This is a genomic window from Symplocastrum torsivum (genome assembly GCF_059505465.1).
This window is the reverse complement of record NZ_JCACKQ010000095.1, coordinates 104,519-129,212: the sequence shown is the minus strand read 5'-3', so window position 1 is coordinate 129,212 and position 24,694 is coordinate 104,519. Positions and strand designations below refer to the sequence as shown.

Sequence of the window (24,694 nt, the reverse complement as noted above, 5' to 3'; positions counted from 1 at the left end):
TGTTCAGGCTCATAGTTTTCAGAAAAGACAGTCTGAACTAACAGTTTTTGTTAAGGAATGCCATTAAATTAATGAGGCAATTGGTTACTCTGCTGCAAGCAAACTTAAATTATGAAAAAAACATGATTTAAAAATGAAGTAAGAATGATAAAAAATTAAATACCTCTATCTTTAGTGTTACAAATAGAAAGGAATCTTCATTCGTTACATCTTTAGCAAATGGATTTAGTCACGACTGTATTGGTTTCTGTGGGATTGGCGGCTGATGCTTTTGCAGTTTCTCTTTCGAGCGGCACAGCAATCAAACACATGAAAATCAATAAAGCGCTGAAGATTTCCTTGTCTTTTGGCTGTTTTCAGGCGCTCATGCCTTTAATTGGCTGGTTGGTCGGGTTGAGCTTCCGAGGCTGGATAGAATCTGTCGATCATTGGGTGGCTTTCGGATTACTGAGTTTCATTGGAGCCAGAATGATTTATGAAGCGACTCAGGAAGAAAGTGACGATAAAAAATTCAATCCACTAGATATTTATACGTTATTAACTTTATCCCTCGCAACTAGTATAGATGCTCTAGCTGTAGGATTTGGTTTTTCTGTACTACAAGTTTCCATTGCTGCAATTATCACTGCTATTGGATTAATTACCTTCTCTTTATCTTTTGTTGGTGTCTTTGTTGGTCATAAGTTTGGTAATTTATTCGATAATAAAGTGGAAATGTTTGGCGGATTTGTTCTAATTATTATTGGCAGTAAGATTTTAGTTGAACATTTGATGGGGCTAGCGAGTTAGCTTCTGTTGCAGTAGGTTTATTCAAAAAAACAAAAGTCATTTTTCGGGACGTAAACCATTCATTAGTGTCAACTTAAGACAAGAGCAACTGGAAGTCGCGGCTACCCTACAGCAATACTATTGTTGTCATTGATAGTACATGGGTACTAAAAATAGGTTTAGTGATATTCTCAATTAATCACTTCCTCCATAGGGCAGACGAAGACATGGTTCTCTCTAAGTAGGGTGATTATCAAGCAGTCGTGAGTGATTTCCCACTACTCGAAAGAATCTCTATGTTGCTGAAGTGAAGGCTATAGAGCGTCGAGTATTAAAGAACACATCACGGCTGGAGAAATATCCATATCATTTGTGGGAAAACAGTAGCTGTAGAACAAGGGGCTAATGACAAAGCTCAAGAGCCGAAACTGAGTTCGTTATTGGCTGTAGTTTTGATTCTTCAAATTCAAAAATGGCAAAGCTTATTCTGGTTCGTCACGGTCAAAGCACTTGGAATGCCGCTAATCGATTTACGGGTTGGGTTGATGTTCCCCTAAATCAGGTTGGTCGTACAGAAGCGATCGCAGCGGCAAAAAAAATCAGCCCTTATCCGATTGATGTCGGTTTCACTAGTATGCTAGTGCGTGCGATCGAGACAACTGCTATCTGTCTAACTCAGTGTGAAGGAGCTTGCGGTACTAAAAGTCCGATATTTAAACACGACGCTGACGACCCTAACTGGCATGGCTGGGACAAGTATGATGGTGACAAGAGCCAGGAAGTCCCGATTTACCTGAGTTCATGCCTCGATGAGCGCTACTATGGCGACTTGCAGGGGAAGAACAAAGCCGAATTGGCAGAGAAGTATGGCAAAGAACAGGTGCATATGTGGCGGCGATCGTTTTCTATTCGGCCACCAGGAGGAGAGAGTCTAGAAGACACGGCGAAGAGGACACTACCGTATTTCCGGAACCGGATTCTCACTCACCTGAAACATGGGGATAATGTCATTGTTGCCGCGCATGGCAATTCCCTACGGTCAATCATTATGGAACTCGATCAGCTTAGCGAGGAGGAAGTTCCTAAACTTGAACTTGCAACTGGTATCCCCACCGTCTACGACATCAATGAGGAAGGTAAAGTCGTCGGTAAAGAGATTATGGATTAAGTTTTAGTGCTTCCCATGCGTAAAACAAAGATTATCTGCACGCTTGGTCCCGCCAGTTCTGACTTTGACACAATCAAAGCAATGGTCGAGGCAGGCATGGACGTAGCGCGGCTGAACTTCTCCCATGGCGATCGCGCTACCCACTTAGACTACATTCGCACCGTTCGCGAGGTTTCCCAAGAACTGAATCGCCCTCTTGCCATCATTCAAGACTTACAAGGCCCAAAAATCCGAGTTGGCGAAATGGAAGCAGGTGTCGTCCTCACCCCAGGTGAACAAACTGTAATCACCATGGATGATGTAGTCGGTACAGCAGGGCGATTTAGTTCCACCTACAAAGGTTTAGCTAGGGATGTAAAAGTTGATGACCCGATTCTCATCAACGATGGCTTACTCAAACTTCGGGTAGACCAAGTGAGTGGTAGTGATATCCATTGCTTTGTAATCTACGGGGGGCCGCTGAAAAGTCACAAGGGAATAAACCTCAGCCTCTCCTCAATCTCGACTCCAGCCCTTACCGATAAGGATAAAGAGGACTTGGAGTTTGGCTTAAGCCAAGACGTGGACTACATCGCCTTGTCCTTTGTTCGGGAAGCTGCCGATCTTGAGCAAGTCAGAGAGTTGGTGAAACGTTCTGGCAAGCGAACTCACGTCATTGCTAAGGTAGAACGTCACGAGGCAGTAGAGGCAATGGAGTCAGTTGTTGCCGCATCTGATGCAGTTATGGTTGCTCGTGGTGACTTGGGTGTTGAAATGCTCTTGGAGCAAGTTCCGGCAATCCAAAAGTCCTTGATTGATACCTGCCACAGCTATCTTAAGCCAGTAATCACCGCGACTCAGATGCTAGAGTCGATGATCCAAAACCCGCGTCCCACGAGAGCAGAGGTTTCCGACGTTGCCAATGCGATTCTGGAAGGGACGGATGCTGTGATGCTTTCGGGGGAAACTTCAGTTGGTCACTATCCTGTAGAAGCCGTGAGAACAATGGCACGGATTGCCCAGACAACAGAGGCACGGTTGAGAGTCTCCCCTCTTTACATTGATGGGTTTGAAGAACACAGTATCTCCAATTCTGTCGCTCATGCCGCTTGTCAACTGGCACAGAACATTAAGGCAAAAGCGATCGTCTGCTTCACAGAAAACGGTTTCTCCGCCCGAATTCTCTCCAAGTACCGTCAGCCAATTCCGGTAATTGCGGTAACGCCAACAGAAAGTGTTCAGCGTCGGTTGGTGCTGTATTGGGGAGTTCAGTCCTTACGACTTCAGGAAGTGTATAGCACTGACGCGATGATTGTTTTGGCAGAGCAAGCCGCTGTTGAGCATGGGTTTGTTGTCAAGGGAGATGTTGTGGTGATGATTGCAGGTTTGCCATTGGCGATTACTGGAGTGACGAACTTAATCAAGGCACACCGCATCGGGGAACAGGTGGCAGTTTGACTTGTTGCTGTTTCAATCCCTGATAGGGATTTATAGCAGTTCTCATTCGTGTGCAGTACAGTTTTGACCTCTCTCCAAACCTCTCTCCTATAAGGAGAGAGGCTTTGAAATTAGCTCCCTTCCCTAGTAGTCTGAGTGTACCTCGCTCAACTAAGAATCGCTATAAGTTAATTGAATGGTGGCGTTGTCCAGTTGGTTCAGATTGAAGAAGTGTTTCAATCCCTGATAGGGATTTAAGTTAATTGAAAGCCAACCACCAGCCGTCAAAGCTAGGGTTGTAAAATCTTTCAATGTTTCAATCCCTGATAGGGATTTAAGTTAATTGAAAGCTTGCCAACGCTAAAGAGGCATCTGAGTTTGCCGAGTTTCAATCCCTGATAGGGATTTAAGTTAATTGAAAGCACCACCAAGGAAGAACCAAAGGTGTCAGCAGAAGTTTCAATCCCTGATAGGGATTTAAGTTAATTGAAAGATGAAGCCCCGTCTGTCACTACCTATTTAAGTAACAGTTTCAATCCCTGATAGGGATTTAAGTTAATTGAAAGTTGAGGTATCTGAGATGGCTAATTCACACGGTTTTGTTTCAATCCCTGATAGGGATTTAAGTTAATTGAAAGCTGGTGGTGGTATCGAAGTTAGTCCCGATTTAACCGGTTTCAATCCCTGATAGGGATTTAAGTTAATTGAAAGAGCGGCTACCTGAAACGCTTACTGTATTTAATTTTCAAGGTGCATTTGCGCGAGTCATTTAGATAATAGCATCCTAGGCAACAGCCTTGGCAAGAGGCAAAGCTTCTAATTCGACTCAAAGCTAGTAGCCGTAGGGCTTTGAGAAAGTGCGCGAACCTCAAAACTGAGTAAGAACCTTCAAACCTTTGTCCATAAAGAGATACCTCCATAAATTGCCCTGTGTCCTGAAAAACACCTACCCACTCGCGCAATAAACCGCCAAGCTGCCACAAAAAAAATGCAATCTGCTTTGCAGCACAAGAGATCGCTTATCTCTCATACCACTTAGTTTAAGTTCTTAGAACTTACGCACAAGCGCCATATCTGGTAGGGGCGCACAGCTGTGCGCCCCTACAAATGGTGTTCCAAGGGTGGATTTGCGTAAGTCCTGTTCTAATATTAAAGACAAAACCTTCAGTTCCGAAAACGGCTAGCAATTGCTGAATACCAGATTTATGCTGACAGCATGAATTCGGATTTGATACGATGAGCAGTTTGCTTGACCCTGATGCCTGTTACCGAGCAATCCAAACGAAAGATGTCCGCTTTGACGGACGGATTTTCATCGCCGTTCGCACAACTGGCATCTTTTGCCGCCCTATCTGCCCAGCCCAGACACCAAAGCGAGAGAATTGCACGTTCTTTGCAAGTGCGGCAGCCGCTCATGAAGCAGGGTTTCGTCCCTGTTTGCGCTGTCGCCCGGAACTATCGCCAAATTTGTTTGCACTCGTTGGAACAGCATCCACAGTTTCGCGATCGCTTCGTCTGATTGCTGAGGGCGCACTTGATGATGGTACGGTGGGGGAACTAGCGGCACGAGTGGGAGTAGGCGATCGCCATTTGCGGCAGTTATTCGCTAAACACCTAGGAACTTCACCAAGGGCAGTAGCACAGACGCGACGGCTTTTGTTTGCAAAGCAATTACTCGATGAAACCTCGCTATCAATAACGGATGTGGCAATGGCAGCGGGTTTTTCCAGTATCCGCCGATTTAATGCCGTAATTCACAAGACCTACCAGCGATCGCCAAGTGAATTGCGATCGGCACAAACTAAACTGGGAGATGCTAGCAAAACCCCTGAAATTACGCTAAAGCTTCCTTTTAGTCCGCCCTATAATTGGTCAGCATTCGTCCGCTTTTTATCAGCTAGAGCCACTCCAGGGTTGGAGTCTGTGGGTTCTGATTTTTATCAACGGACTATTTCCCTTGATGGGATGCATGGTGTTGTTGAAGTACGCCCGGTTAAGGAACAACACTATCTGGTTGCTAATATCCGATTTCCCAAAGTAGCGCTTTTGGGTCAGATTGTTGAGCGATTGCGTCGGATGTTTGACTTGGATGCGAATGTTGCAGAGATTATTACCCACCTGCGGTGCGATCGCATTCTTCGTCCAGCAATTTCTACCTTACCAGGACTGCGGGTGCCTGGAGCATGGGATTCCTTTGAACTAGCGGTACGTGCAATTCTTGGACAGCAAGTCAGTGTTACTGCCGCTACAACCCTGGCAGGACGTATAGTTGAAACCTATGGTGAGCGGTTGGTAATTGAAGGAATGTCTTGGGGAGAATCTAATTTGCGATTTGTTTTTCCCCGACCAGAAGTTTTGGCAAATGCTGACTTAACTAGCATCGGAATTACGCGATCGCGTGCCTTTGCAATTACCTCACTGGCTGCTGCTGTTGTTCAAGACAATCAGATCTTGACGAACTTCCAAAACTTAGACGATGCGGTGCAAAAGTTGTCTAAACTTCCTGGAATTGGTGAATGGACAGCTCAATATATTGCAATGCGGGCATTACGCGAACCTGATGCCTTTCCCGTAACTGATTTAGGGCTGTTACGTGCGATGGAAAAACTAGGACATCCTGTAACAAAAACCCAGTTATTATATGTTTCTCAAGCTTGGCAGCCTTGGCGTGCTTATGCTGCGATGATCCTCTGGTTGTCGCTCGATTCATCCTTGTTACCTTTGCAGGAGGAGCTATCAGCATGACTCAACTTCTAATTGACAAAATTGCTTCTGAGATTGGAGAGATTCTGGTGGTTTCCGATGGGAAAAGTCTCACTAGCCTCGACTTTTCAGACTATGAGCAACGCATGATGAAGCTACTAGAGAAACGCTATGGCTCTGTCAATCTTATAGAGAAAAAGAATCCCCAAGGATTTAGCGATCGCATCCGTGCATATCTGAATGGTGACTATAACAGCCTGGATGATATCCCAGTCAAAACTGGAGGAACACCCTTTCAGCAGCAGGTTTGGTTAGCACTCCGAACAATTCCACTGGGAACTGTGATTTCCTACGGTGAGTTGGCGGCAAAACTGGGTAAGCCAACCGCATATCGAGCAGTAGGGATGACAAACTCACTTAATCCAGTTGCGATTGTACTCCCGTGTCATCGAGTAATCGGCGCAAAGGCTTCCCTTACTGGCTATGCTGGCGGTTTGGAGCGCAAGCGCTGGCTGCTTCAACACGAGGGTGTTGACTGTCGCTTTGCTCCAATTCAAAGTTCTTTATCAATGAAGTGAGTCAGATTTTGGGGATTTTAACAACGCAATTTAAATATTTTAATCAGAGTAAATCTTCTTCAGATAGCTGGGCTATTTTCATCAATGCTCTCAATGTTCCAACTTTTAAATCTTGATTACGGTGAATAGGAATTGACAGAATTTGTTCGACTTCAGGGTTTTCATAGATATGATGACTGCCAGTAATTCTTCGCAAAAACCAACCTTTTTGCTCCACAATCTTGCACAGTCGCTTGCCAGAAATAGATTTCATACAGCAATTTCGACGATTTGAGCTGTTGGCTCAATTGCATTACGACTGTTTGCAACATCCAGCCAACCTTCAATAGCGTCCTTTAAATTAGCTACCACCTCCTCCATCGTGTCTCCTTCAGTAATGCAACCAGGGAGCGCAGGAACCTCTGCCCAATAGCCACCTTCTTCTGCTGGATGAATGATTGCTTTGATTTTCATACACATATTGAGCTAGTTGTTGAGAATATGGTAACAGGACTCAATGTGATAGATGAAGAGGCACGGTAGATAAAATAAGCCTGCAAACCAAGCTACAAAGATGCAAGCGAGTTGTTATCCTGCGTTGAACATTTGACTCATAGACTTACCTTCAACTTATCAATACACTGCTGACGTATTGTAAGAATCACTTCAATAACATACATTTCGGCAGTGCAATAATCACTAAGAAGCATTGTGACATTTGCACGACCATGTGCGATGGCATTACGTTTTTCGTAAAGGTCGTGTCGATACTTGTTAACATCCGATTGCTTCAAGCCATTAAACTCCTGTGGCGTGGTGTCAATCCCGTAAACTCGCTTAAAGATTTTTTTCCGCTCTACATTACTCTCCGCCGATTGTTTAATCCATGCCCAAAGAGGCGGTTTAGAGTAAGCATTAGACTCGCCAGGTTCTTCTGTTACAACTTCAGAATTTACCGTAACTGACTCAAATCTCTCCGGCGACTCAGTTTTTCCACCAGGTCTGTAGTACAAGAGGCATTTAAGAACATCTATCTCAAATTGCTCAGATGCTCCTAGTAGTCGAACAAAAGCTGAAGTAATGACGAAATTCGGTAGCCTGTGGTATCCCACTCCACTACGATGAACCCCAAAATCAGGAGCATCATGATTGATATGACGCATTTCATTTTTAACGGCTCTCGCTAATGGATATCGATCCTCAAGGAATCCCTCCATTGACAAGAGAAGATTTACGAAGTCTTCCCCAATTTGTTCTTCTGTTTCAAAGTCTCTGGGAGTTACAATTACGGGTTTAACACCTTGCTCACTGATCCACGTAGCAAATTCCTCAAGGTTTAGCTTTCTACCTCTTTGAATAGCTCCCTCTTCCAACGTAAAAGCAACAGACTCACGAAGTGCTTCAACTTGACGAAGTGCAGCCCAAACAGCAAGACCCATGTCATTCCTCTAGCATCTTGGATAACTAATTCTAAATAACGCAGCCTGATATATACGTTAGTTTAGTTCTGGCTAACAGTCTCATCAACAACCTTACGATAATTTGATCTTGGACACTAATAGGTAAGTCATCCGTTGCGCCCCGAAAGTAACACAGCCCAAAAATGACCTATTTATATGGATTGTTAGCGCATAACTCAAACAAACCAAAACGCGATCGCTTCACTCACCTGCCAGGTTCAGAATTCGATTGAGCGATCACCTACCCTGAACAGACAAAAATGCGATCGCCTCAGCGTGGACTAGCGTGGGTTAGACTTGCTGTTCTAATGATGTCTTCGCGCTTCACCATGACCACACAACCACTGTCACAAGGAGCGACAGTAATAATTGAGCGATCGCTCCTTGTTGACTGCCGAAACTCAACAGGATGCGATCGCCATTCTCCCCTATTTAACTAAGAGGTGTTTTTAAAGGCAATTTAAACAAACCCTAAAAACTAAATTGGGCACGTAAATTACCCACATAGATATTAGGATTGTCGCTGAAATTGTTCGGATTGCCAATCAGGTAGAAGGCTGGAACAATAGCAATGTTATTCGTCAGGGGATAGAAGTAAGTTGCTTCAAATTCATACTGAACTCCACCATCACCACCACCAGAAACGAGAAAATCACGACCATCCAACACAGAGAAGGGTATTACATAGGATACTGTTGCCAAGGCTCCTTCCTTACCCAAGTCAGGAAATGCTACTCCTAACTGAATCGCTTGTGCATTGATTTCACCATCCGGTCGGGCTGGATTTACTGGATTGAGATTGGTACTCCCGTAGGTATAGCGTCCAAAAAGACCCAAAAAGTTAGCAACTCGCCAGTCGAAGTTAAAGCCGAACGTATCAGCGGTTGCATTATTGAGGGGACCACCAAAACCATCATCAGCTAAACCATAAATCGGCTCTCCAATCGCCCCACCAATTAGTCCATTAATTTGCTGAATGTTGGAACGGTTGTAGATGAAACGCAAGTTAATGTTTTCTGTTGGAGAGAATGCCAGCTCTGCTGTAATCGTATTAGTACCACCAAACAAACCTTGGTCTGGGTTGGATGCAGAATTAAACAATCCACTAGGGAGAAATTCATCACTCTCGCCTAGATAAGCAACACGCAACCTGAACTGGTCACTAATATTCCAAAGCACTGCTGCTCCAGAGCCACGATCAATTGTATTCAGAAGAGTGCTGCCATTTGAGTTGAAGGTGCTGCCACCTGTTAAGAAGAACGTGTAAGCATTGTTGTCGAAGTAGCGATACCAATTAATCCGAGGTCCAACCACAGCCTGAATGCTATCCGTGACGGGGAAAGTGTAAAACAATTCCCGCAAGATTACGTCATTATCTCCAGTAATCGTTCCAGCCGTTTGGTCAAGAAACGGTGTACCAAAGGTGTTGTAAAGACCCGCAGAGGCAAAAACGTTGGCTGCTGAGTTGCCGTTCCCTACAGCTAGTTGAGTCACTAAGCTATCTCTACCTGTAAAGGAGGTTTCAAAGTTTAGCCATACCAGATTGCTGAATGTGATTTCGGGGTCATCTTCTACCGTCTGAGTAATCGGTTGATTTGTAATTGGATCTCGCCCTGCTTGTCTGAGGGCAAGGTCACCAAATAAGCCGTTAAGGTCAGTAGTTTCTACTAAGACATCATCATCGGCAAAGGCTCCCGTCAGGTTAAACCATGCTAAACCACTGAGCTTAGTAGTTGTGGAGAACTGGTGGTCTTCTAAGAAGGCAACACGACCCTCTAAGGTATCCACCCGTGTACCTAAGGTTGCCAGTTCTGTCTGAAATTCAGTAACCAGCCGTTGCAGTGTTTCTAAGTCCTCACGGGTGACAAAACCTTCTGTGCTAGCAGCAATTAAACGCTCAACCTGTTGCAAACAGGCGTTTAAACCTGCGGCAAATTCATAACGAGTGGTTGCTCGATTGCCACGAAAGGTGCCATCTGGATACCCAGCAATACAACCATAACGTTCAACAAGCGATCGCAAGGCTTCATACGCCCAATCTCCCGGTGAGACATCACTGAGTTGTGAGACGTTGGTGACTTGCGACATCGGGTCATTGCGATCGCTAATCGCAGCCTCTGAGGAAAGTTCGGTAACAGAGATAACACTCTCAAGCATTTGCGCGTTGGCTGGCTCAATAGCTTCTGCCTCTACTGTTGCCGGAGGTGCCGCTACAGTGTCCTGAACTTGCTCTGAGGTTGGTTCAGCTATGGGTGCTGTTGGTGAATTGCTGGAGAATCTCTCCCTTGCAAAGCTAGAAGACTCTTGCTCCCCCTTCTCTTGCTCACGAAGGGGTTGAGGGGTGATGTCTTTTAATTCGCTAGTAACATCACCAAGTCTCAACGCTGCGGCTGATGATTCAATCCCTTCTACCTCTTGTGGCACAGTCGATAGCGCTACAGTGCCTTGAACTTCACTCGCCCTCACCTGCAACGACATTACAGACATTACAGCGCTTGAAACTAACAGAGACACCCACAAAGTTGTTGGCACACTAAACCAATCTTTCCAGGTAGTTGCATCCTTAACCATCAATCCTCACACCTATTCTTGACAAGAAGAACATGAGGATGTTAACAATTACCTCTTTAGGTAGATGTAGTTTTGGCGACAGTATTTAATATCCTCTTAACCTGTTATCGGCGCTTCCTGACATGACCAGGAAGCAATGCTTAGCTAGCTCTATTGTGTTTAAACTACAGTTGACTGACTGTTGATGGACTGCGTTTTGATTCATAGGAAGACAAATAAATGTAATCTCTTGCTTGAGAAGGTATAGGTTGTTGCACCTTTTCCCTGCATAATTTAAACGCGATCGCCTTAACATTTTTTAGTACAAGGCATTCCCCAAGCGGTTTGATTTTATTCCTTTATCAGGGTGCTAGATGACTCACCACATTCTTAAAGCAAGCTGTCAAACTGTTCATTTAGGCGGTTTTTCTCATCAGTTGGAACCTGCTTTAGTTATTAATTCAGGTGACAGCATCGACGTTGAAACCTACACTGGCTTTTATGTTTCTGACAAAGCACCACCGGAATTTCTCACGCCAGAATTTCTTGAGATTTGTCAGCATTTCCCCCCAGAGCGTAAAGTTGGAACAGGCCCACACTTACTGACAGGGCCAATTTATGTCAAGGATGCTGAGCCTGGAGATGTTCTGGAAGTCAAGCTAGAAGCCATTTCACCTCGTCTCCCTATAGGTTTCAATGCGATTCGCCCCGGTTGGGGAGCTTTACCACAACAGTTTACAGAACCAAGACTACGCTTCATCCCTTTAGATTTAGACAAGGGCGTCGCAGAATTTCCGACAGGTAGCGGGATTGAGATTCCCTTGCAACCCTTCTTTGGTATCGTTGGCGTTGCGACAGAGGAAACCAGCCGTTCCTCTGTTCCTCCCGGTAGCTATGGCGGCAATATTGACAATCGAGAACTGCAAGCTGGCTCAAGGATATTCTTACCTGTTTTTGTTCCTGGCGGCTTATTGTCCATAGGGGACGGACATTCGGCTCAAGGAGATGGTGAAATTGATGTAACTGCGATCGAGACTTCCATGAACGGCACGATCCAAATTAATCTGCGTAAAGATTTGCCGTTCATATATCCCATAGCTGAAACACCAACTGACATCATCACTATGGGATTCGGAGAAACCCTTGATGCAGCCTTTGAGTTTGCCCTCACGCAAATGATTACTTTCTTGGAACGCTTTGCGGGATTGAGTGCAGAAGAAGCCTATGTTTTGTGCAGCCTCGCTGTAAACTTTCACATTACCCAGGTTGTCAACACTCCTCAAAAGGGCGTTCACGGTATGCTACCTAAATCGATCTTGCCCAAGGCAATTCAGTTATGACGCCTACAAGTTTATTGATTTTTGCTGCTGGTGGTTTGTTCGCGGGAATCCTTGCAGGTTTCTTGGGTATAGGGGGCGGTACGGTTCTTGTCCCTTTATTGGTGGCGCTAGGATATGAGCCAGTTGAAGCTGTTGCGACGAGTAGTCTCTCAATTGTGATTACGGCGATTTCCGGCAGTATCCAGAATTGGCGGATGGGCTATTTTAGCTTGAAACGAGTAATGGGGATTGGCTTTCCTGCTGTCGTCACGGCTCAATTTGGAGCGTATCTCGCAGAATTATTTGCTCCCTACTGGTTACTAGCAGCCTTTGGGATACTGCTACTCATTAATATTTACCTTGTCGAACTACGTAAACGCCTGAGTATTAAAGAGAAACAGCAAAGTCAAGAGACAGCAGGCGAAAGACAACCTCAAGATTCAGGGCTTAAAGGCACGATTTCGAGAATTGCTACTGGCAGTGCCGCAGGTGTACTAGCAGGTTTGTTTGGTGTTGGTGGCGGGGTAATAATGGTGCCGCTGCAAATTTTGCTGTTAGGAGAAACGATTAAAACGGCGATTCAGACAAGTTTAGGTGTGATTGTTATTACAGCGATTTCCGCTTGTGCAGGGCACGCCTTACGAGGTAATGTCCTGTGGGTTGAGGGATTACTTTTGGGTGCTGGTGGCTTTTTGGGAGCGCAAATTAGTACACGCTTTTTACCCAAGTTACCTGATCATGTTGTGAGTTTGGCATTTCGTTCGTTGTTAGCCATCCTCTCAATTTATGTTTTCTACCAAGCTTGGCAAAACTATAACAGTTAGCAGTCAGCTATCAGCCATCAGCTTTTTGTTTTCCTGACAAGTAGCGCTTGTTCCGCAGCCTTGAACTGTGGCTACTATGGAGAAACAGACACCATTGTCAAGAAAACGATGAAACTTAGCCTCTTAACCACTGCTGCACTGTTAGTCACTGCTGGTTTCTTCGCACCTGTCAAAGCGCAAGACACCCAACCCCTACCAACTACGCCTTCTGTTCAAAGCCAAGCCAGTGGCGATCAAGTTCTGGAAGCGTGTTCCCAAGATCGAGCCGATACATTACCTAACCCGTTTTCAGACGTTTCGCCCGACCATTGGGCATTCAAAGCTGTGATGAGTGTACATTACTGCGGTGCTTACCACGGGAAAATTCCTCTAGAGCGGGTTAAGCCCTTTTTACAACAACAAACACCACAAACTAGCAGCAACCAAACGCGATGGGAGTTGAATGCCACTCAGTCTCCTGCTAATTCTCGCTGATCAGCTAATTGGTATTGAGGATTGTGGTCGTTTTGTCTACCAGTAAGTAGATAAACTGTCAAATTCCCCTTACCTTTGACTGAGATAACGCCCCGTTCCTCGAATAGGTATTGATCTCGTAGTAAATCATAGGTGGCAGCGGTTACCTGTATGGCGCCGTCGATACCTTGAGATTCCATGCGGCTAGCAACGTTAACGGTATCGCCCCACAAATCGTAGAAAAACTTTTTGATACCAATAACACCCGCGACAACTGGACCACTGTTGATGCCAATCCGGAGTTGGAACACTTCCCCTATCTGGTTGCCTAATTTTACCATTTCGGCTTGCATATCTAGAGCCATTTCGGCGATCGCGATCGCATGATCCGGACGAGGGGTCGGCAAACCCGCGACAACCATATAGGCATCACCAATTGTCTTGATTTTCTCCAAACCATGTCGCTCAGCTAGCTGGTCAAACTTTGAGAAAATTAGATTGAGAATCTTAACCAGTTCTGTTGGAGAGGTTCGAGCGGAGAACTCAGTAAAGCCAACAATGTCAGCAAACAGAACGCTGACGGCTTCAAAGGTATCGGCAATAGTGCTTGGATCCCGTTTTAACCGCTCTGCAATTGGCTCAGGTAAGATATTGAGCAGTAGTTGCTCTGCTTGTGCCTGTTGATAACGCAGTGCTTCCCGCGCCACCTTACGCGCCGTAACGTCAGAGATAGTACCTTCGTAGTAGAGCAGCGTACCCGTGGAGTCACGAACCGCACGAGTATTCTCTGACACCCACATAATGGTTCTGTCTTTACGATAGACCAGAGACTCAAACTCAAATACGGCATTGTTCGCTTGTATGGCAGCAATGAATTCGCCTCTGCGGTTGGGTTCAACATAAACTTGCTGCGAGATGTCTTTGATACCTGTGATTAGTTCTTCAGGTGAGGAGTAGCCAAAAATCCTTGCCAGTGCTGGGTTAGCGCTTATGAAGCGTCCGGCTGGATTCGTCTGGAAAATGCCCTCGATCGCGTTTTCAACAATACTGTGATATCTCTGTTCAGCAAGACGGAGCGCTTCTTCAGCAGCTTTGCGCTGAATTACTGAACCCAGTTGGTTAGCCACTGCTAAGACTAGCTCAACCAATCGCTGATCTTGTTCGCGAACTTCAAACGTGAAGAAAACGAAGATAGCCAGCACCCGATTATTAATAAGAATCGGAATGCCCAAACAGGAGCTGAGTCCGGTATCAAGTAGCGCCTGGGACCGAGCAAATACGCCTTCTGGCTCGATTCCAACATCCTGAATCCATTCGGGCTGTTTGGATGACCAAACCCGCCCAGGCAGCCCCATATCGGGAGCAAATCGGAGCATCTGGCTATGCTGTCTGAATTTCTCTAGGACGGATACGGTTGCACCGCCCGGATTGATACTTGCATACCAAGCGGGGCTGGATTCGAGAAAGGTGCCATCCGAGTTGGGAATCCAGGCTTCCCCAAAATGCCAGCCTATAGTTTCACACACCTTGCGGAGGGTAACTTCCAGGGCAGCGTGAAAGTCTGGGGACTCACTAATCGCTTGCGTTATTGTTTGTAAGAGGCGGATTTTTTCTTCCGCCCGTTGGCGCTCACGCGCTTCTAGAGTGAGGGAAACTAAATCAGCTAAGGAGCCAGCAAAGTTTTGTTCATCCAGTGTCCACTTGCGGGTCAAGTCAGTGTTTTCGTAACACACTACTCCCACGATCTGACCTCCCATCCGAATCGGCGCAGCCAACATCGCTGCCACACCGTAAGGACTCATAAGCTTTTGCCCGTCCAGTAGGTGGGATGCCTGCAATTTAAGAGCGATGGGGTTGCTCTCAGCCTCCTCAATGGCAATGGTAGGCTCTTGTTCCAAGGCTTTGAAGTAACCGGGATAGTCTGTCGCCGCCAACTCCATCCCGTCTATATGACGGTTGGCACTGCGCTCAAACAGGTCGAGGCAATGAATTTTGGAGCAGTCAGGGCTGTATAACCACACACTCACCCGCGAAATCTCTAGGGTTTGGGCAGCCGCTTGGGTGAATTGCCTCAGGGCAGAGTGCAAGTCGCCGTGGTTAACAGTTTTGCTCTTGGTTAGAGATACTAGTACTTGGTTCTGTCGGCGCAACCGTTGGTGAAGTTGCCCTTGCTGAATCGCGATCGCAATTGGCGTGGATAAAGCTTTTAGTAAATCAACCTCCATCTGCTGCCACTGCCGTGGCTTGCCACACTGATGGGCAATCAGCAACCCCCACAACTTTTCTCCTTGTAGGATGGGAACTACCAAGTTAGCCCTAACCTGAAAATTGAAGAGAAAATCGACGTGACACGGCGACAGATCGGCTGTATGGATATCTTCGATAACTAGGATGCGACCTTGTTGGTAGGGCTGAATATAGGTTTTTCCAAAGCAGGGGTCAGTGATTGTGGTGTTCAGGATCGATAGTTCTTCGGTGCTGACAGATTCTACAGCGATAACTCCGCTCCAATCGTCAAAAAATCGATAAATGAGTACCCGATCCGTTTGCAGAAATTGCCGCACTTCACGCACCGTTGTGCTGAGAATCTCTTCTAAATCCAGCGATTTACGAATCCGTTGGGTAATTTCGCTCAGCAATTGTTCCCGTTGAGCCTGCTGCCGTACTAACTCCTCCGTCTGCTGGCGCTCTTTTACTTCCTGTTGCAGTTGTAGATTTTGCTTTTGGAGTTGATTTTGCAGATTCTGGATAGTCAGGTGGTTTAGGATGCGGGCTAAAACCTCTTCGGGTTGAATCGGTTTGGTGACGTAATCTACTGCCCCGACCTGAAAACCTCTCACCTTATCCACGGTTTCACCCAGCGCCGTCATAAAAATCACCGAGATACCTTGCGTTGACGGATTGGCTTTCAATCGGCGGCAGGTTTCAAACCCGTCAATTCCCGGCATGAGTATATCCAAAAGGATAAGATTGGGCTGGGCATATATAGCTTGCTCGATCGCACTTTCACCATCGATTGCCACCAAGACTTCAAAACCAGAATCGGTCAAAAAATCACACAGCATCCCTAAATTAGTCGGGGTGTCATCTACGATTAAAATGACGCCTCTCCGATTTCCTAAATTAGTTGGGGTATACTCTGCGATTAAGGTTACGCCTCTTCTCGGATTTTCCACTTTCATGCATCATCTAAAGTGTAGGGTTTGAGAAACTCCCGGATTTGTTTGGTCTGAAAGCCTTTTGCTAGTTGATGAAGCTCCGACGCAAATGGCACAAATTGAGCATCCAACTGTTCAAGCCGACGCACTTTCTCCAGAATGCCCCTGACGTTGCCTCTCTTAGCTAAATCCAAGAGAACAGCGATTTCCTCCGGAGGTGGAGCAATCAATTTATGGATTTTGGTCAAATATTTGCACTCATAAATGAGCGGCTTGGAGTTCAGATTCTTGGTTTTTTGGTTAGATGCGACACCCTCTGAATCTTGGTCAGTCACCCCTAATTCAGTATCAGCCGCTTGCGAACATCCAAAATCCTCATAAACCCATTCCAGATCCAAATGCAACTTTAACCGTTCTAAAAGGTGCTTTGCACCCACAGGTTTAGGGATAAAATCATCACAACCTGCGTTCCTACTTTTATCTCGACTATAGTCGAAAACACTGGCTGATGTTGCAATTATTACAATCTTTTTAAGTTCTGTTAACTTCCGGAGCTGCCGCGTAGCCTCAAAGCCGTCCAGTACGGGCATCACCAAGTCCATCAAAATCGCATCAGGCTTAAACTCAAGCGCCTTATTTAGACAGTCACGACCGTCTGTTGCTTCAACTATTTCAAACCCCAAAGGTTCAAGGAGATTGACCAGAAACGAGCGATTTTCTCCTTTGTCGTCCACCACCAGAAGTTTGCGATTTTCCCCTTTGAAACCAATAATATGGCGCTCCTTAGCTGTGGCGACTTCAGTTGATTCGGAAGCTTCAGGCAAATCCAAATCGAGCCAGAAAACACTGCCAGCACCCAATTGGCTTTTTACCTCCAAGGTACTGCCCATCAACTTCGCTAATTTCTTGCTAATAGTCAGTCCCAATCCTGTGCCTTCAACCAGGTGACGGCTGTTCTCGATTTGATGGAACGGAAGAAAGATTTCTGTCAACTTCTCCGGTGCGATGCCGATGCCAGTGTCCTCCACCTGAAACCGGATTTTCCCCTCGTGATAACCCACCTTGAGAACTACCCTGCCACTGTCGGTAAACTTGACGGCATTTCCAAGTAAGTTAATTAAAACTTGCCGCAGCTTTTGCTCATCGCCTCGAACGCGCGTAGGCAGAAGGGACGGTGCGTAACTAAACGAAATCTTCTTTTGTTCTGCACGAATACGAAAGATTTCAGCAAGATTGTTAAGAAATAGAGGCAAATGAAAATCACTCAGGTGAATTTCCATTTTCTTCGCTTCAATTTTGGAGAGGTCTAAAATGTCATTGATGAGCGTCAATAGGTGCTCGCCACACTGTTGAATGATGTCTAGTCCATTCTGCTGCTTCGAGGTTAATTTTTTTTCTTGTTTGAGGATGTAAGCATACCCTAAAATCCCATTTAAGGGAGTCCGGAGTTCATGGCTCATATTCGCCAAAAATTCACTCTTGGCGCGGTTGGCAACTTCAGCCGCTTCTTTTGCCTTATGAAGTGCGTCCTCTGCCTGCTTGCGCTCGGTGATGTCGCGACCTTCGGGAATTAGCAGGACTACTTGCCCTGTTTCATCTCGTACAGGCTTGAGTGAGAAGTCAATCGTTGCCACCTGTTCGAGCGCTCCCAGTACATCAACTTCGTAACGGACAAATTCACCAGCTGCGGCTTGGGCGATCGCACTTTGCAGGCGAGTCTGAGTTTCCTGAGAAAGACTCCACCACCGAGCCTCCCAAAATGGACGCCCGACAATATCACATAGACTAAATCCACCGAAATCCAGGGCAGTCTGGTTCGCTTCCAGGAGAGTGCCATCCGGTTTCAAAAGACCAACGAATTGAAAAGTTTGGTCGAAGATGGCACGAAATCGCCTCTCGCTCTCACGTAATGCCGCTTCTACTCGCTTGCGCTCAGTAATGTCAATGTAAGCGATCGCTACGCCATAATCTTCTAGGGGAATGGGAGCCGCCGTCACACTAACCCAGGTAACCTCCGAGCCTGGTTTCACAATCCCCATTTCTGAATTCTCAATAATTCGATTTTCTGTTAAAGCCCTAACGCTGGGATACTCAACCGCTAGCATTAGCGTGCCATCCGACCGGATGATATGCCATTGTTCGCCATCGTATTTTCTGTGAACCTGCTCTTGGGTTGAGATTCCTAAAATCCTCTCTGAGGCGGAATTGGCTTCAATGATATTGCCGAATTTATCAGTGATCGAAATGCCAAGAGGGAGGATTTGAAATAAAACTTGGTATTTTTCACGGCTTTCTCTTAGTGCTTCTTCTGCCTGCTTACGCTCAGTAATTTCATGTTCCAATTCAAGGTTCGCTTTCTCCAGTTGTCTTGGGCTGGGCAGAGCTAGTGCCAGGGAAACCAACGGCACCAGCATCAGTGCCGTATACACTGAAACCAAAGCCGTGATTGCTTTGATGAATCCACTCAACCAGTAAGTAGGATGCCAAAGCGTCCAAATCTCCATGATATGGGTGGTGCCGCAAGCAACAATAAATGCTCCAAACAGCAGAAATATCCAGTTGAAGGGTAAATCGTCGCGCTTGCGGACAAAATAGACTAGCGTGATGGGGATGGAATAATAGGCGATCGCAATCAGAGCATCGGACATGACATGAAGCCACACTAAACTGGGCTTCCAGAGGTAGCAATGTCCATGAGGAATAAACGCTTCTGAACCAAAAAGGTTTAAGACCTCTAGCATAAAATCAGCCCTTTATTTTTTGCAATTATCTTTTGCAATTCATTTCCTGTTATAGCCGCTCTGCATCCTTGCCGCCTTACCATAAAGCAGAGCTATGTTTCATCAGCTATTTTTATTTGTAATAAAAAAAACAATTTGAACAGGAGTGATATCAAGCTAAGTTGATTACTTTTAACAACTAATAACTAACAACTAATAACCCTTTCATTTATTTGATGGCTGGCAATTTAGAGCTGCTTTTGGATAAGCAATCCGTTGGTGGTTACACTGTTGCCAAACGTTGACAAAAACTTCAGCAATTTTTGTCAAATCCTCCCGTGTTAGCCCAGAATCTATTAGTTGGTTGTCCTGCCAACGCGCTCTCAGGATTTTATTAATCATTGAAAGGGCAGTTTCTGGAGTCACATCCTTAAGCGATCGCAAAGCCGCTTCACAGGCATCAGCTAGCATGACCACAGCTGTCTCTTTTGACTGGGGAACCGGACCATCGTAGCGAAAATCGGACTCCTGCACAGGGCGACTACCTTCCTGTTGCTCTTGTTGTTGAGCTTGGAAATAGAAATAGGAAATCAACAGTGTTCCCTGGTGTTCTGGAATGAAATCCCGAATTGCTTCCGGTAACTGATGCTTACGAGCCATCACCAGCCCTTCAGTGACGTGTTTTTTGATAATTGCGGCACTCTTCCAGGGGTCATTAATCTCATCATGTTTGTTGGGTCCCCCCATTTGATTTTCAATAAATCCCAAAGGGTCGTGCATTTTCCCAATATCGTGGTAAAGTGTGCCTGCCCGTACTAGTTCGACATTGCAGTGGATTTCTCGTGCGGCTGCTTCTGCTAAAGAAGCTACAAACATGGTATGTTGAAATGTTCCAGGTGCCTCAGTTGCTAGCCGTTTTAGCAGAGAACGGTTGGGATTCGACAATTCTGCAAGACGAATCGGGGTTACCAAGTCAAACAGGCGTTCCAGGTAAGGCGATATTCCCAGAGCGACTACGCTCCAAGAAAAACCAGCTAGACCATATAAAGCAGCTTCTTGGAGTACGGTATACCAAACTGAACCGACAGCTGCACTGAGCATGAGATTGAGAACCAGGTAAACACCGCCCTGAGTTAAACCCATCGCACCGCCAAGGAGAGCCAATTCTTCACGCGATCGCATCCGTCCCGCCATCGATGCACCTAATAGCCCAGCCGCCGCACCAGGGATTAAATATTCCCAGCTAACTTCCATACTGAAGGTCACTAACCCACTCAGCAGACCCACAACCGTAATGCCCAAGGGGGGACTGTAAAAGCTACCCACCAATAACCCAATCGCGGGCAAATCGGTATAGGGGACACCAAATATACTTAGTAGTGGCGTACTCAGCGTCAGGAGCAACACTAAAATGTGGTCGCGCCGTCGCAATCGGGGACAGGATTTCCGTTGCACCAGCCAAAAAATACAAACTGACCCGGTAACTAAACCCCCAAATCCTACTAGACCGAGCCAGTTAATCTCTCGGCGGCTCAAGTGGAAGTAATCTAGCAAGACAAAATCCGTTTGGGTTATTTCTTCACCCGCATAAACAATCACGTCTCCTTGCTTAATAGAGACTATTTCTGGCTTGACAGCTTGCGCGGCTTGTTCTGCTCTTCGCTTGGTTTGCTCCTGATCTTCCATTAAGTTAGGCTGCAAGACAGTCATTAGCAGCCCAACGGCAAAATCCTCAGCATCTGGGGGCACAAGCGTATTCAGTTGGATTTTCACCCCTTCTTTTAGAATGTCGGGCGGTAGCCCTGGGGGAATCCCCTGAGTGAGAATCCGCTTTGATGCTTCAGTAACACCCTGGCGCGTCTGCCTCCAATCTTCATCTGATAACTCAAGCAAGGAGGCATCATAGTGACGGTCTGATTCAGCAGCAGATAGCTCCGTAATCTGACGCAATGCCTTGGCGTAACCCTCGCGAGCCAGTGAGATTGAATCAACTAACGAAGAATAGGCTTTAGGGGAAGAGAGCTTACGATAGCTTTGCAATTCGCTAACAGCTTGGGTAAAAGAGAGATGGAGCGGCTGCGCCGTCTGAGTAGACGGCGCAGCTTCATATTCTAATCGGTCAACATCTTTACCCGTGTCTGCAAAGGCTAAGACAGAATGCCATTCCCATTCTTTACTCTGGCGCAGATACCGTTGGGTAGCCTCGGATAACACAGTTGTTGCCACAAAGGGGAAAGAACCACTTAATTGGCGTAGTTCTTCTGCTTTGTCCAGGGATTGCTGAAGGTCTTGATAAAGATCTTTTGTGAGGGATTGGTCAAACATCAACACGGGAACAAAGCCTGCACGCGCAGCTTTCCGTTTTTCTTCCGTGGTTTTTGCGTCCTCAACATTGGCACTAAATAAGGCCCGGATTGTCTGGGGAGCGGCTTTCCCGACATCCAACTTTGGCTGATTGTAGAAACGGTGTCCCATCACACTGGTGAGAGAAATCACCGCTACCACCCACATCGCGGGTGAACGTCCTCGGCGATCGCGTCTGCGTTTAGATCGCTCGGTCATTGGTGGCGATGCTGGTTCCTCCAAGGTTTCTGACGGTTTGTGATCCTCACTTTGCTTAGAGCGTTTTGCATTTGACAATAGTAACGCCGCATCACCTCGTTTTGAGGAATGTCTTTGTGGTGAGTGCCGAGGCAGCAAATCAGCCAAGTGAGTTTTCCTCCCTGAGGCGTGGGTACTCGTAGAGGAATTAGATACCTTGAATGACAACCAAGCGCGAATATGCTTAGATGTTTTCCGCAGTTGCGCGATCGGCTGCGTCAACGAATGAAGCGTTTTCATAGCACAAGAATTGCCATTTCAGGTGACGGGAGCAGTGGAAGCGCAAGATGTACGTTGAGCTTGCTTTCGTTTCAGGCCGAGTGGTAGGGTCTATCTATTCTTAACTTACATACTGTAACTTTTGAGTTCATCTCCTCTTAACATTACAAAACCCTATGATGAGTACGTCTTTTTTAAGAAAATAAACTTCGCCTAGTTGAGTAAAATCGATTTTCTGGCTGTTTTTAGTCTAAAATTAGGACAATTTTGGACTTTTTCAGGGTTTTCATCCAGTTACTGGATAAGATAATGCCATGTGCAACTTTCCTCCTGTCTCTGTAGCAGGGAGGATATCTCGCTAGTTAATGGTAGCTTATCTGTCTGCCCAATCCCCAATTCCAATTGCTCTCTCTCATTGTTGCTTTAGAGCCGATAGCTAAAATAACAGGACGAGGAACTGGCTCTAAGAGTAGCACCTCTCACAATCAAAGCGACATCACCGTGGTTGAATCACTCGCGGTGCAGCGATCGCTACTGATGGAAATTGCTCTGCCACAGAGACATCATAAATACCTGACCAAACTGCAAACAAGCGCTCCGCTAATTGCATCCACTGGACACCCATTGGGATTTGCTGGCTAGCTAACTGCCAGCCTACTGGAATGCCAATGATGCTGTTATAAACTCCGGCTAGAGTACCTGTAAGGGTAGCTGTAAGCTGGGGTTGGTAGCCAGTACGAATAGCACGAGTCACGCAGAGGCGAAAATCTTCTGGAGTATGGAGGAAACAGTAAAGAGCAAGAGCAATAGATAGACAAGAACGCTTCAATTCTCCTTGACTTTTTGGGGCATGGCAACGCAGTTGTGTAAGCGTTGTATCTAACCCAGCACCCTTTTCCAACAAGGTTTGTACCTGTTCTAGTTGTTGTACTAGAGGTGTTTGAGATGGGTTCAAATAGTTAAGGATTCGGGGAATCAGCGTCGCAGGGTTGAGTTTTTCTGTCAGAGCAAGGGCGATCGCAAAAGCGACAACCAATACCTCCTCAGATGTCTGGGAATCATGCCGCCAAACCGTTGCCGCCTGTAGCAGTTGTTGTCGCAACTTGGCTTCATCCTCATGAAAAAATAGCGCAACTGGTAGCGTTGCCACTGCCGCCTCACTACTACTCGCCGTAGACTGCAATAACAGGAGAGAAGGTTGTGTCATCTCGCAGTAACGCACCCAATCGTCTAAATCGAGTTTGCCACAGTGAATCAAGCTCTTGGTGCCACACATCGCAATCTCGCTCCAGTCTGGAGGTGTTGGACTAGGCTGAGTCTCTCTGGAATGAGGCAAAGTAAACCTTGACTCATTTATGAATTGATCTTTGCCTCCACCACTAGCTAGAGTTTTTCCCACAAAGCTACCGAGCAGTGCCCCCCGGAATCGGTTTAAAAGTGAGTACCGCATCAAGTCCTTCTACCAGTCAACAACCATCACCTACTCCCGCCATAGTATTGCAAACGATATAAAGTAAAATTTACCGTCTTTACTGAAGAACCGTATCTTATTTCATGCTAAACGCTAGCCAAGTAATTGCTGATCAGACTGACACCATCATGGCGCAATGGATTGAGGTAGTCCGTCAAGAACGCCAGATAGAAAGCTCACTGAATATGTCTGATACAGCTTTGGGAGATTCTCTTCCTATACTTCTTAAGACTTTGGCGGCGGTGCTTCAGCATCCTCAGAAAAACCTATTTGAAAGGATTGCTGAGGTAAGTCTAGAGCATGGAACTTTGCGAGCTGGACAAGGATACGATGCCGCAGAAATTGCGAAAGAGTATGGTCTCCTGCGTCGGATGATTTTTTCTGTGTTAGAAGAGGAGTGCCTGAAGGGTTCTCCCCAGGAGATTATTCAACTTTTTTCCCAAATCAACACAGTGCTAGATGAAGCAATTTCTATATGCTTTAAAAGCTATATGGAAGCCCGGTTGCAGGAATTAGAGCAACTTCAAAGTCAGTTGACGCTTACAAACCAAGAACTCACTCGACTGATTGAAGCTAGTAAAGACAATCTTTCTTACCTCGCTCATGAGTTAAAGACACCGTTAACGGCTGTAATTGGCTACTCTGAACTTCTTTTGCGCTTACAAAAACAAAATGCCAATGCGGATATGGCATCTCCCAGCCTTCAGAGTATTGAGCGAGTGCTGCAAGGAGGACAACATTTACTACGCATCGTCAATGATTCTTTAGAACTGTCACGCTACGAATCAGCACAAATTCAGCTGAACTTGGAATGGATTGATGTGTGTTCATTAATTACTAGAGTAAGCGAGATGCTTGAACCACTAGCGCAAGCCGAGAATTTGCAGCTAAAGCTCGATTGCGATCGCGCTCCTTCTAAGATACTGACAGACTCCTTCCGCTTACAGCAAGTCTTGACTAATTTGGTAGGCAATGCAATTCGCTACACTGATGTAGGCTTCATTCAAATTCGTTGTGAAAGTCTACCGGATGACAAGTGCTTCTTTGCCGTGACGGATACTGGCATTGGTATTGACCCAAGCGATTGCGATCGCATCTTTGAGCCGTTTTCCCAAGCTTTTTTAAACCAAGGACAACGCAAACAGGAAGGGACAGGATTAGGACTCGCGATTGTTTCGCGCTTGGTCAAACTACTTCACGGTGAAATTGACCTAGTTTCTGAAGTTGGCGTGGGTTCTACCTTTACCGTTACCTTACCAATCAAGATACAAGTTGAGCAGACAGACCAATAGCAGAGCTTGTGCCAA

The 24,694-nt window shown here is 46.0% G+C and carries 18 protein-coding genes and 1 CRISPR repeat array; of the genes, 10 read left to right on the top strand and 8 right to left on the bottom strand.

Going from position 1 to position 24,694, the window contains the following annotated elements:
* Window positions 1-219: 219 nt before the first annotated feature.
* The 5 genes from AC5JL3_RS23860 to AC5JL3_RS23840 all read left to right on the top strand — a co-directional run bounded on the left by AC5JL3_RS23860 (window position 220) and on the right by AC5JL3_RS23840 (window position 6,633).
* A complete protein-coding gene (locus AC5JL3_RS23860) occupies window positions 220-789 on the top strand; it encodes a manganese efflux pump MntP (RefSeq protein ID WP_496076843.1) in 570 nt (189 codons plus the stop codon).
* A 451-nt stretch (window positions 790-1,240) separates the two neighbouring features.
* Window positions 1,241-1,936, top strand: coding sequence for a 2,3-bisphosphoglycerate-dependent phosphoglycerate mutase (locus AC5JL3_RS23855; protein WP_496076842.1), 696 nt, complete (start codon window positions 1,241-1,243; stop codon window positions 1,934-1,936).
* A 15-nt stretch (window positions 1,937-1,951) separates the two neighbouring features.
* Entirely contained in the window at window positions 1,952-3,373 is a 1,422-nt protein-coding gene (gene pyk, locus AC5JL3_RS23850; protein ID WP_496076841.1) for a pyruvate kinase, read from the top strand.
* A 212-nt stretch (window positions 3,374-3,585) separates the two neighbouring features.
* A CRISPR array of direct repeats spans window positions 3,586-4,063; the repeat unit is 37 nt; unit sequence GTTTCAATCCCTGATAGGGATTTAAGTTAATTGAAAG.
* A 525-nt stretch (window positions 4,064-4,588) separates the two neighbouring features.
* Window positions 4,589-6,097, top strand: a complete 1,509-nt coding sequence (locus AC5JL3_RS23845; protein WP_496076840.1) for a DNA-3-methyladenine glycosylase 2 family protein — start codon at window positions 4,589-4,591, stop codon at window positions 6,095-6,097.
* Window positions 6,094-6,633: a methylated-DNA--[protein]-cysteine S-methyltransferase gene (locus AC5JL3_RS23840; RefSeq protein WP_496076839.1), complete on the top strand. Its 540-nt coding sequence runs from the start codon at window positions 6,094-6,096 to the stop codon at window positions 6,631-6,633. Before AC5JL3_RS23845 ends, AC5JL3_RS23840 begins: the two co-directional genes overlap by 4 nt.
* Before the next feature lie 43 nt (window positions 6,634-6,676).
* Here the strand turns inward: AC5JL3_RS23840 and AC5JL3_RS23835 are convergent, their stop codons facing one another.
* From AC5JL3_RS23835 to AC5JL3_RS23825, 3 genes are all read right to left on the bottom strand, one after another.
* Window positions 6,677-6,886, bottom strand: coding sequence for a type II toxin-antitoxin system HicA family toxin (locus AC5JL3_RS23835; protein WP_496076838.1), 210 nt, complete (start codon window positions 6,884-6,886; stop codon window positions 6,677-6,679).
* Window positions 6,883-7,086, bottom strand: a complete 204-nt coding sequence (locus tag AC5JL3_RS23830; protein WP_496076837.1) for a type II toxin-antitoxin system HicB family antitoxin — start codon at window positions 7,084-7,086, stop codon at window positions 6,883-6,885. Before AC5JL3_RS23830 ends, AC5JL3_RS23835 begins: the two co-directional genes overlap by 4 nt.
* A gap of 137 nt (window positions 7,087-7,223) precedes the next feature.
* The gene (locus AC5JL3_RS23825; protein ID WP_496076836.1) at window positions 7,224-8,051 is read right to left on the bottom strand and encodes a hypothetical protein; all 828 of its coding nucleotides are present in this window, start codon (window positions 8,049-8,051) and stop codon (window positions 7,224-7,226) included.
* Between the two features lie 281 nt (window positions 8,052-8,332).
* Between AC5JL3_RS23825 and AC5JL3_RS23820 the strand changes: the two genes are divergently transcribed.
* Window positions 8,333-8,512, top strand: a complete 180-nt coding sequence (locus AC5JL3_RS23820) for a hypothetical protein (RefSeq protein WP_496076835.1) — start codon at window positions 8,333-8,335, stop codon at window positions 8,510-8,512.
* Between the two features lie 31 nt (window positions 8,513-8,543).
* On the opposite strand, the gene AC5JL3_RS23815 is transcribed toward AC5JL3_RS23820, so the two are convergent.
* The gene (locus AC5JL3_RS23815; RefSeq protein WP_496076834.1) at window positions 8,544-10,643 is read right to left on the bottom strand and encodes an iron uptake porin; all 2,100 of its coding nucleotides are present in this window, start codon (window positions 10,641-10,643) and stop codon (window positions 8,544-8,546) included.
* A 353-nt stretch (window positions 10,644-10,996) separates the two neighbouring features.
* Between AC5JL3_RS23815 and AC5JL3_RS23810 the strand changes: the two genes are divergently transcribed.
* The 3 genes from AC5JL3_RS23810 (at window position 10,997) to AC5JL3_RS23800 (ending at window position 13,239) form a co-directional block, all read left to right on the top strand.
* Window positions 10,997-11,962: an acetamidase/formamidase family protein gene (locus tag AC5JL3_RS23810; RefSeq protein ID WP_496076833.1), complete on the top strand. Its 966-nt coding sequence runs from the start codon at window positions 10,997-10,999 to the stop codon at window positions 11,960-11,962.
* Window positions 11,959-12,765: a sulfite exporter TauE/SafE family protein gene (locus AC5JL3_RS23805; protein WP_496076832.1), complete on the top strand. Its 807-nt coding sequence runs from the start codon at window positions 11,959-11,961 to the stop codon at window positions 12,763-12,765. Before AC5JL3_RS23810 ends, AC5JL3_RS23805 begins: the two co-directional genes overlap by 4 nt.
* 108 nt (window positions 12,766-12,873) lie before the next feature.
* The gene (locus tag AC5JL3_RS23800) at window positions 12,874-13,239 is read left to right on the top strand and encodes an S-layer protein (protein WP_496076831.1); all 366 of its coding nucleotides are present in this window, start codon (window positions 12,874-12,876) and stop codon (window positions 13,237-13,239) included.
* On the opposite strand, the gene AC5JL3_RS23795 is transcribed toward AC5JL3_RS23800, so the two are convergent.
* From AC5JL3_RS23795 to AC5JL3_RS23780, 4 genes are all read right to left on the bottom strand, one after another.
* A complete protein-coding gene (locus AC5JL3_RS23795; RefSeq protein ID WP_496076830.1) occupies window positions 13,215-16,400 on the bottom strand; it encodes an adenylate/guanylate cyclase domain-containing protein in 3,186 nt (1,061 codons plus the stop codon). The two genes, AC5JL3_RS23800 and AC5JL3_RS23795, sit on opposite strands and share 25 nt — an antisense overlap.
* A complete protein-coding gene (locus AC5JL3_RS23790) occupies window positions 16,397-19,117 on the bottom strand; it encodes a hybrid sensor histidine kinase/response regulator (RefSeq protein WP_496076829.1) in 2,721 nt (906 codons plus the stop codon). The genes AC5JL3_RS23795 and AC5JL3_RS23790 overlap by 4 nt, the downstream gene beginning before the upstream one ends.
* A 204-nt stretch (window positions 19,118-19,321) precedes the next feature.
* Complete coding sequence (locus tag AC5JL3_RS23785) at window positions 19,322-21,937, bottom strand: HD family phosphohydrolase (protein WP_496076828.1); 2,616 nt, start codon at window positions 21,935-21,937, stop codon at window positions 19,322-19,324.
* Window positions 21,938-22,412: 475 nt separating this feature from the next.
* On the bottom strand, window positions 22,413-23,366 hold the full coding sequence (locus tag AC5JL3_RS23780) for an ADP-ribosylglycohydrolase family protein (RefSeq protein WP_496076827.1): 954 nt from the start codon (window positions 23,364-23,366) through the stop codon (window positions 22,413-22,415).
* Window positions 23,367-23,470: 104 nt separating this feature from the next.
* On the opposite strand from AC5JL3_RS23780, the gene AC5JL3_RS23775 reads away from it, so the two are divergent.
* On the top strand, window positions 23,471-24,679 hold the full coding sequence (locus AC5JL3_RS23775; RefSeq protein WP_496076826.1) for a sensor histidine kinase: 1,209 nt from the start codon (window positions 23,471-23,473) through the stop codon (window positions 24,677-24,679).
* Window positions 24,680-24,694: the final 15 nt, after the last annotated feature.

Coding starts and splice junctions, on each gene's coding strand:
- AC5JL3_RS23830 (WP_496076837.1), bottom strand. CDS start 7,086: ATGAAAATCAAAGCAATCATTCATCCAGCAGAAGAAGGTGGCTATTGG.
- AC5JL3_RS23805 (WP_496076832.1), top strand. CDS start 11,959: ATGACGCCTACAAGTTTATTGATTTTTGCTGCTGGTGGTTTGTTCGCG.
- AC5JL3_RS23825 (WP_496076836.1), bottom strand. CDS start 8,051: ATGGGTCTTGCTGTTTGGGCTGCACTTCGTCAAGTTGAAGCACTTCGT.
- AC5JL3_RS23790 (WP_496076829.1), bottom strand. CDS start 19,117: ATGCTAGAGGTCTTAAACCTTTTTGGTTCAGAAGCGTTTATTCCTCAT.
- AC5JL3_RS23785 (WP_496076828.1), bottom strand. CDS start 21,937: ATGAAAACGCTTCATTCGTTGACGCAGCCGATCGCGCAACTGCGGAAA.
- AC5JL3_RS23795 (WP_496076830.1), bottom strand. CDS start 16,400: ATGAAAGTGGAAAATCCGAGAAGAGGCGTAACCTTAATCGCAGAGTAT.
- AC5JL3_RS23810 (WP_496076833.1), top strand. CDS start 10,997: ATGACTCACCACATTCTTAAAGCAAGCTGTCAAACTGTTCATTTAGGC.
- AC5JL3_RS23820 (WP_496076835.1), top strand. CDS start 8,333: ATGCGATCGCCTCAGCGTGGACTAGCGTGGGTTAGACTTGCTGTTCTA.
- pyk (WP_496076841.1), top strand. CDS start 1,952: ATGCGTAAAACAAAGATTATCTGCACGCTTGGTCCCGCCAGTTCTGAC.
- AC5JL3_RS23780 (WP_496076827.1), bottom strand. CDS start 23,366: ATGCGGTACTCACTTTTAAACCGATTCCGGGGGGCACTGCTCGGTAGC.
- AC5JL3_RS23835 (WP_496076838.1), bottom strand. CDS start 6,886: ATGAAATCTATTTCTGGCAAGCGACTGTGCAAGATTGTGGAGCAAAAA.
- AC5JL3_RS23840 (WP_496076839.1), top strand. CDS start 6,094: ATGACTCAACTTCTAATTGACAAAATTGCTTCTGAGATTGGAGAGATT.
- AC5JL3_RS23860 (WP_496076843.1), top strand. CDS start 220: ATGGATTTAGTCACGACTGTATTGGTTTCTGTGGGATTGGCGGCTGAT.
- AC5JL3_RS23855 (WP_496076842.1), top strand. CDS start 1,241: ATGGCAAAGCTTATTCTGGTTCGTCACGGTCAAAGCACTTGGAATGCC.
- AC5JL3_RS23845 (WP_496076840.1), top strand. CDS start 4,589: ATGAGCAGTTTGCTTGACCCTGATGCCTGTTACCGAGCAATCCAAACG.
- AC5JL3_RS23815 (WP_496076834.1), bottom strand. CDS start 10,643: ATGGTTAAGGATGCAACTACCTGGAAAGATTGGTTTAGTGTGCCAACA.
- AC5JL3_RS23775 (WP_496076826.1), top strand. CDS start 23,471: ATGCTAAACGCTAGCCAAGTAATTGCTGATCAGACTGACACCATCATG.
- AC5JL3_RS23800 (WP_496076831.1), top strand. CDS start 12,874: ATGAAACTTAGCCTCTTAACCACTGCTGCACTGTTAGTCACTGCTGGT.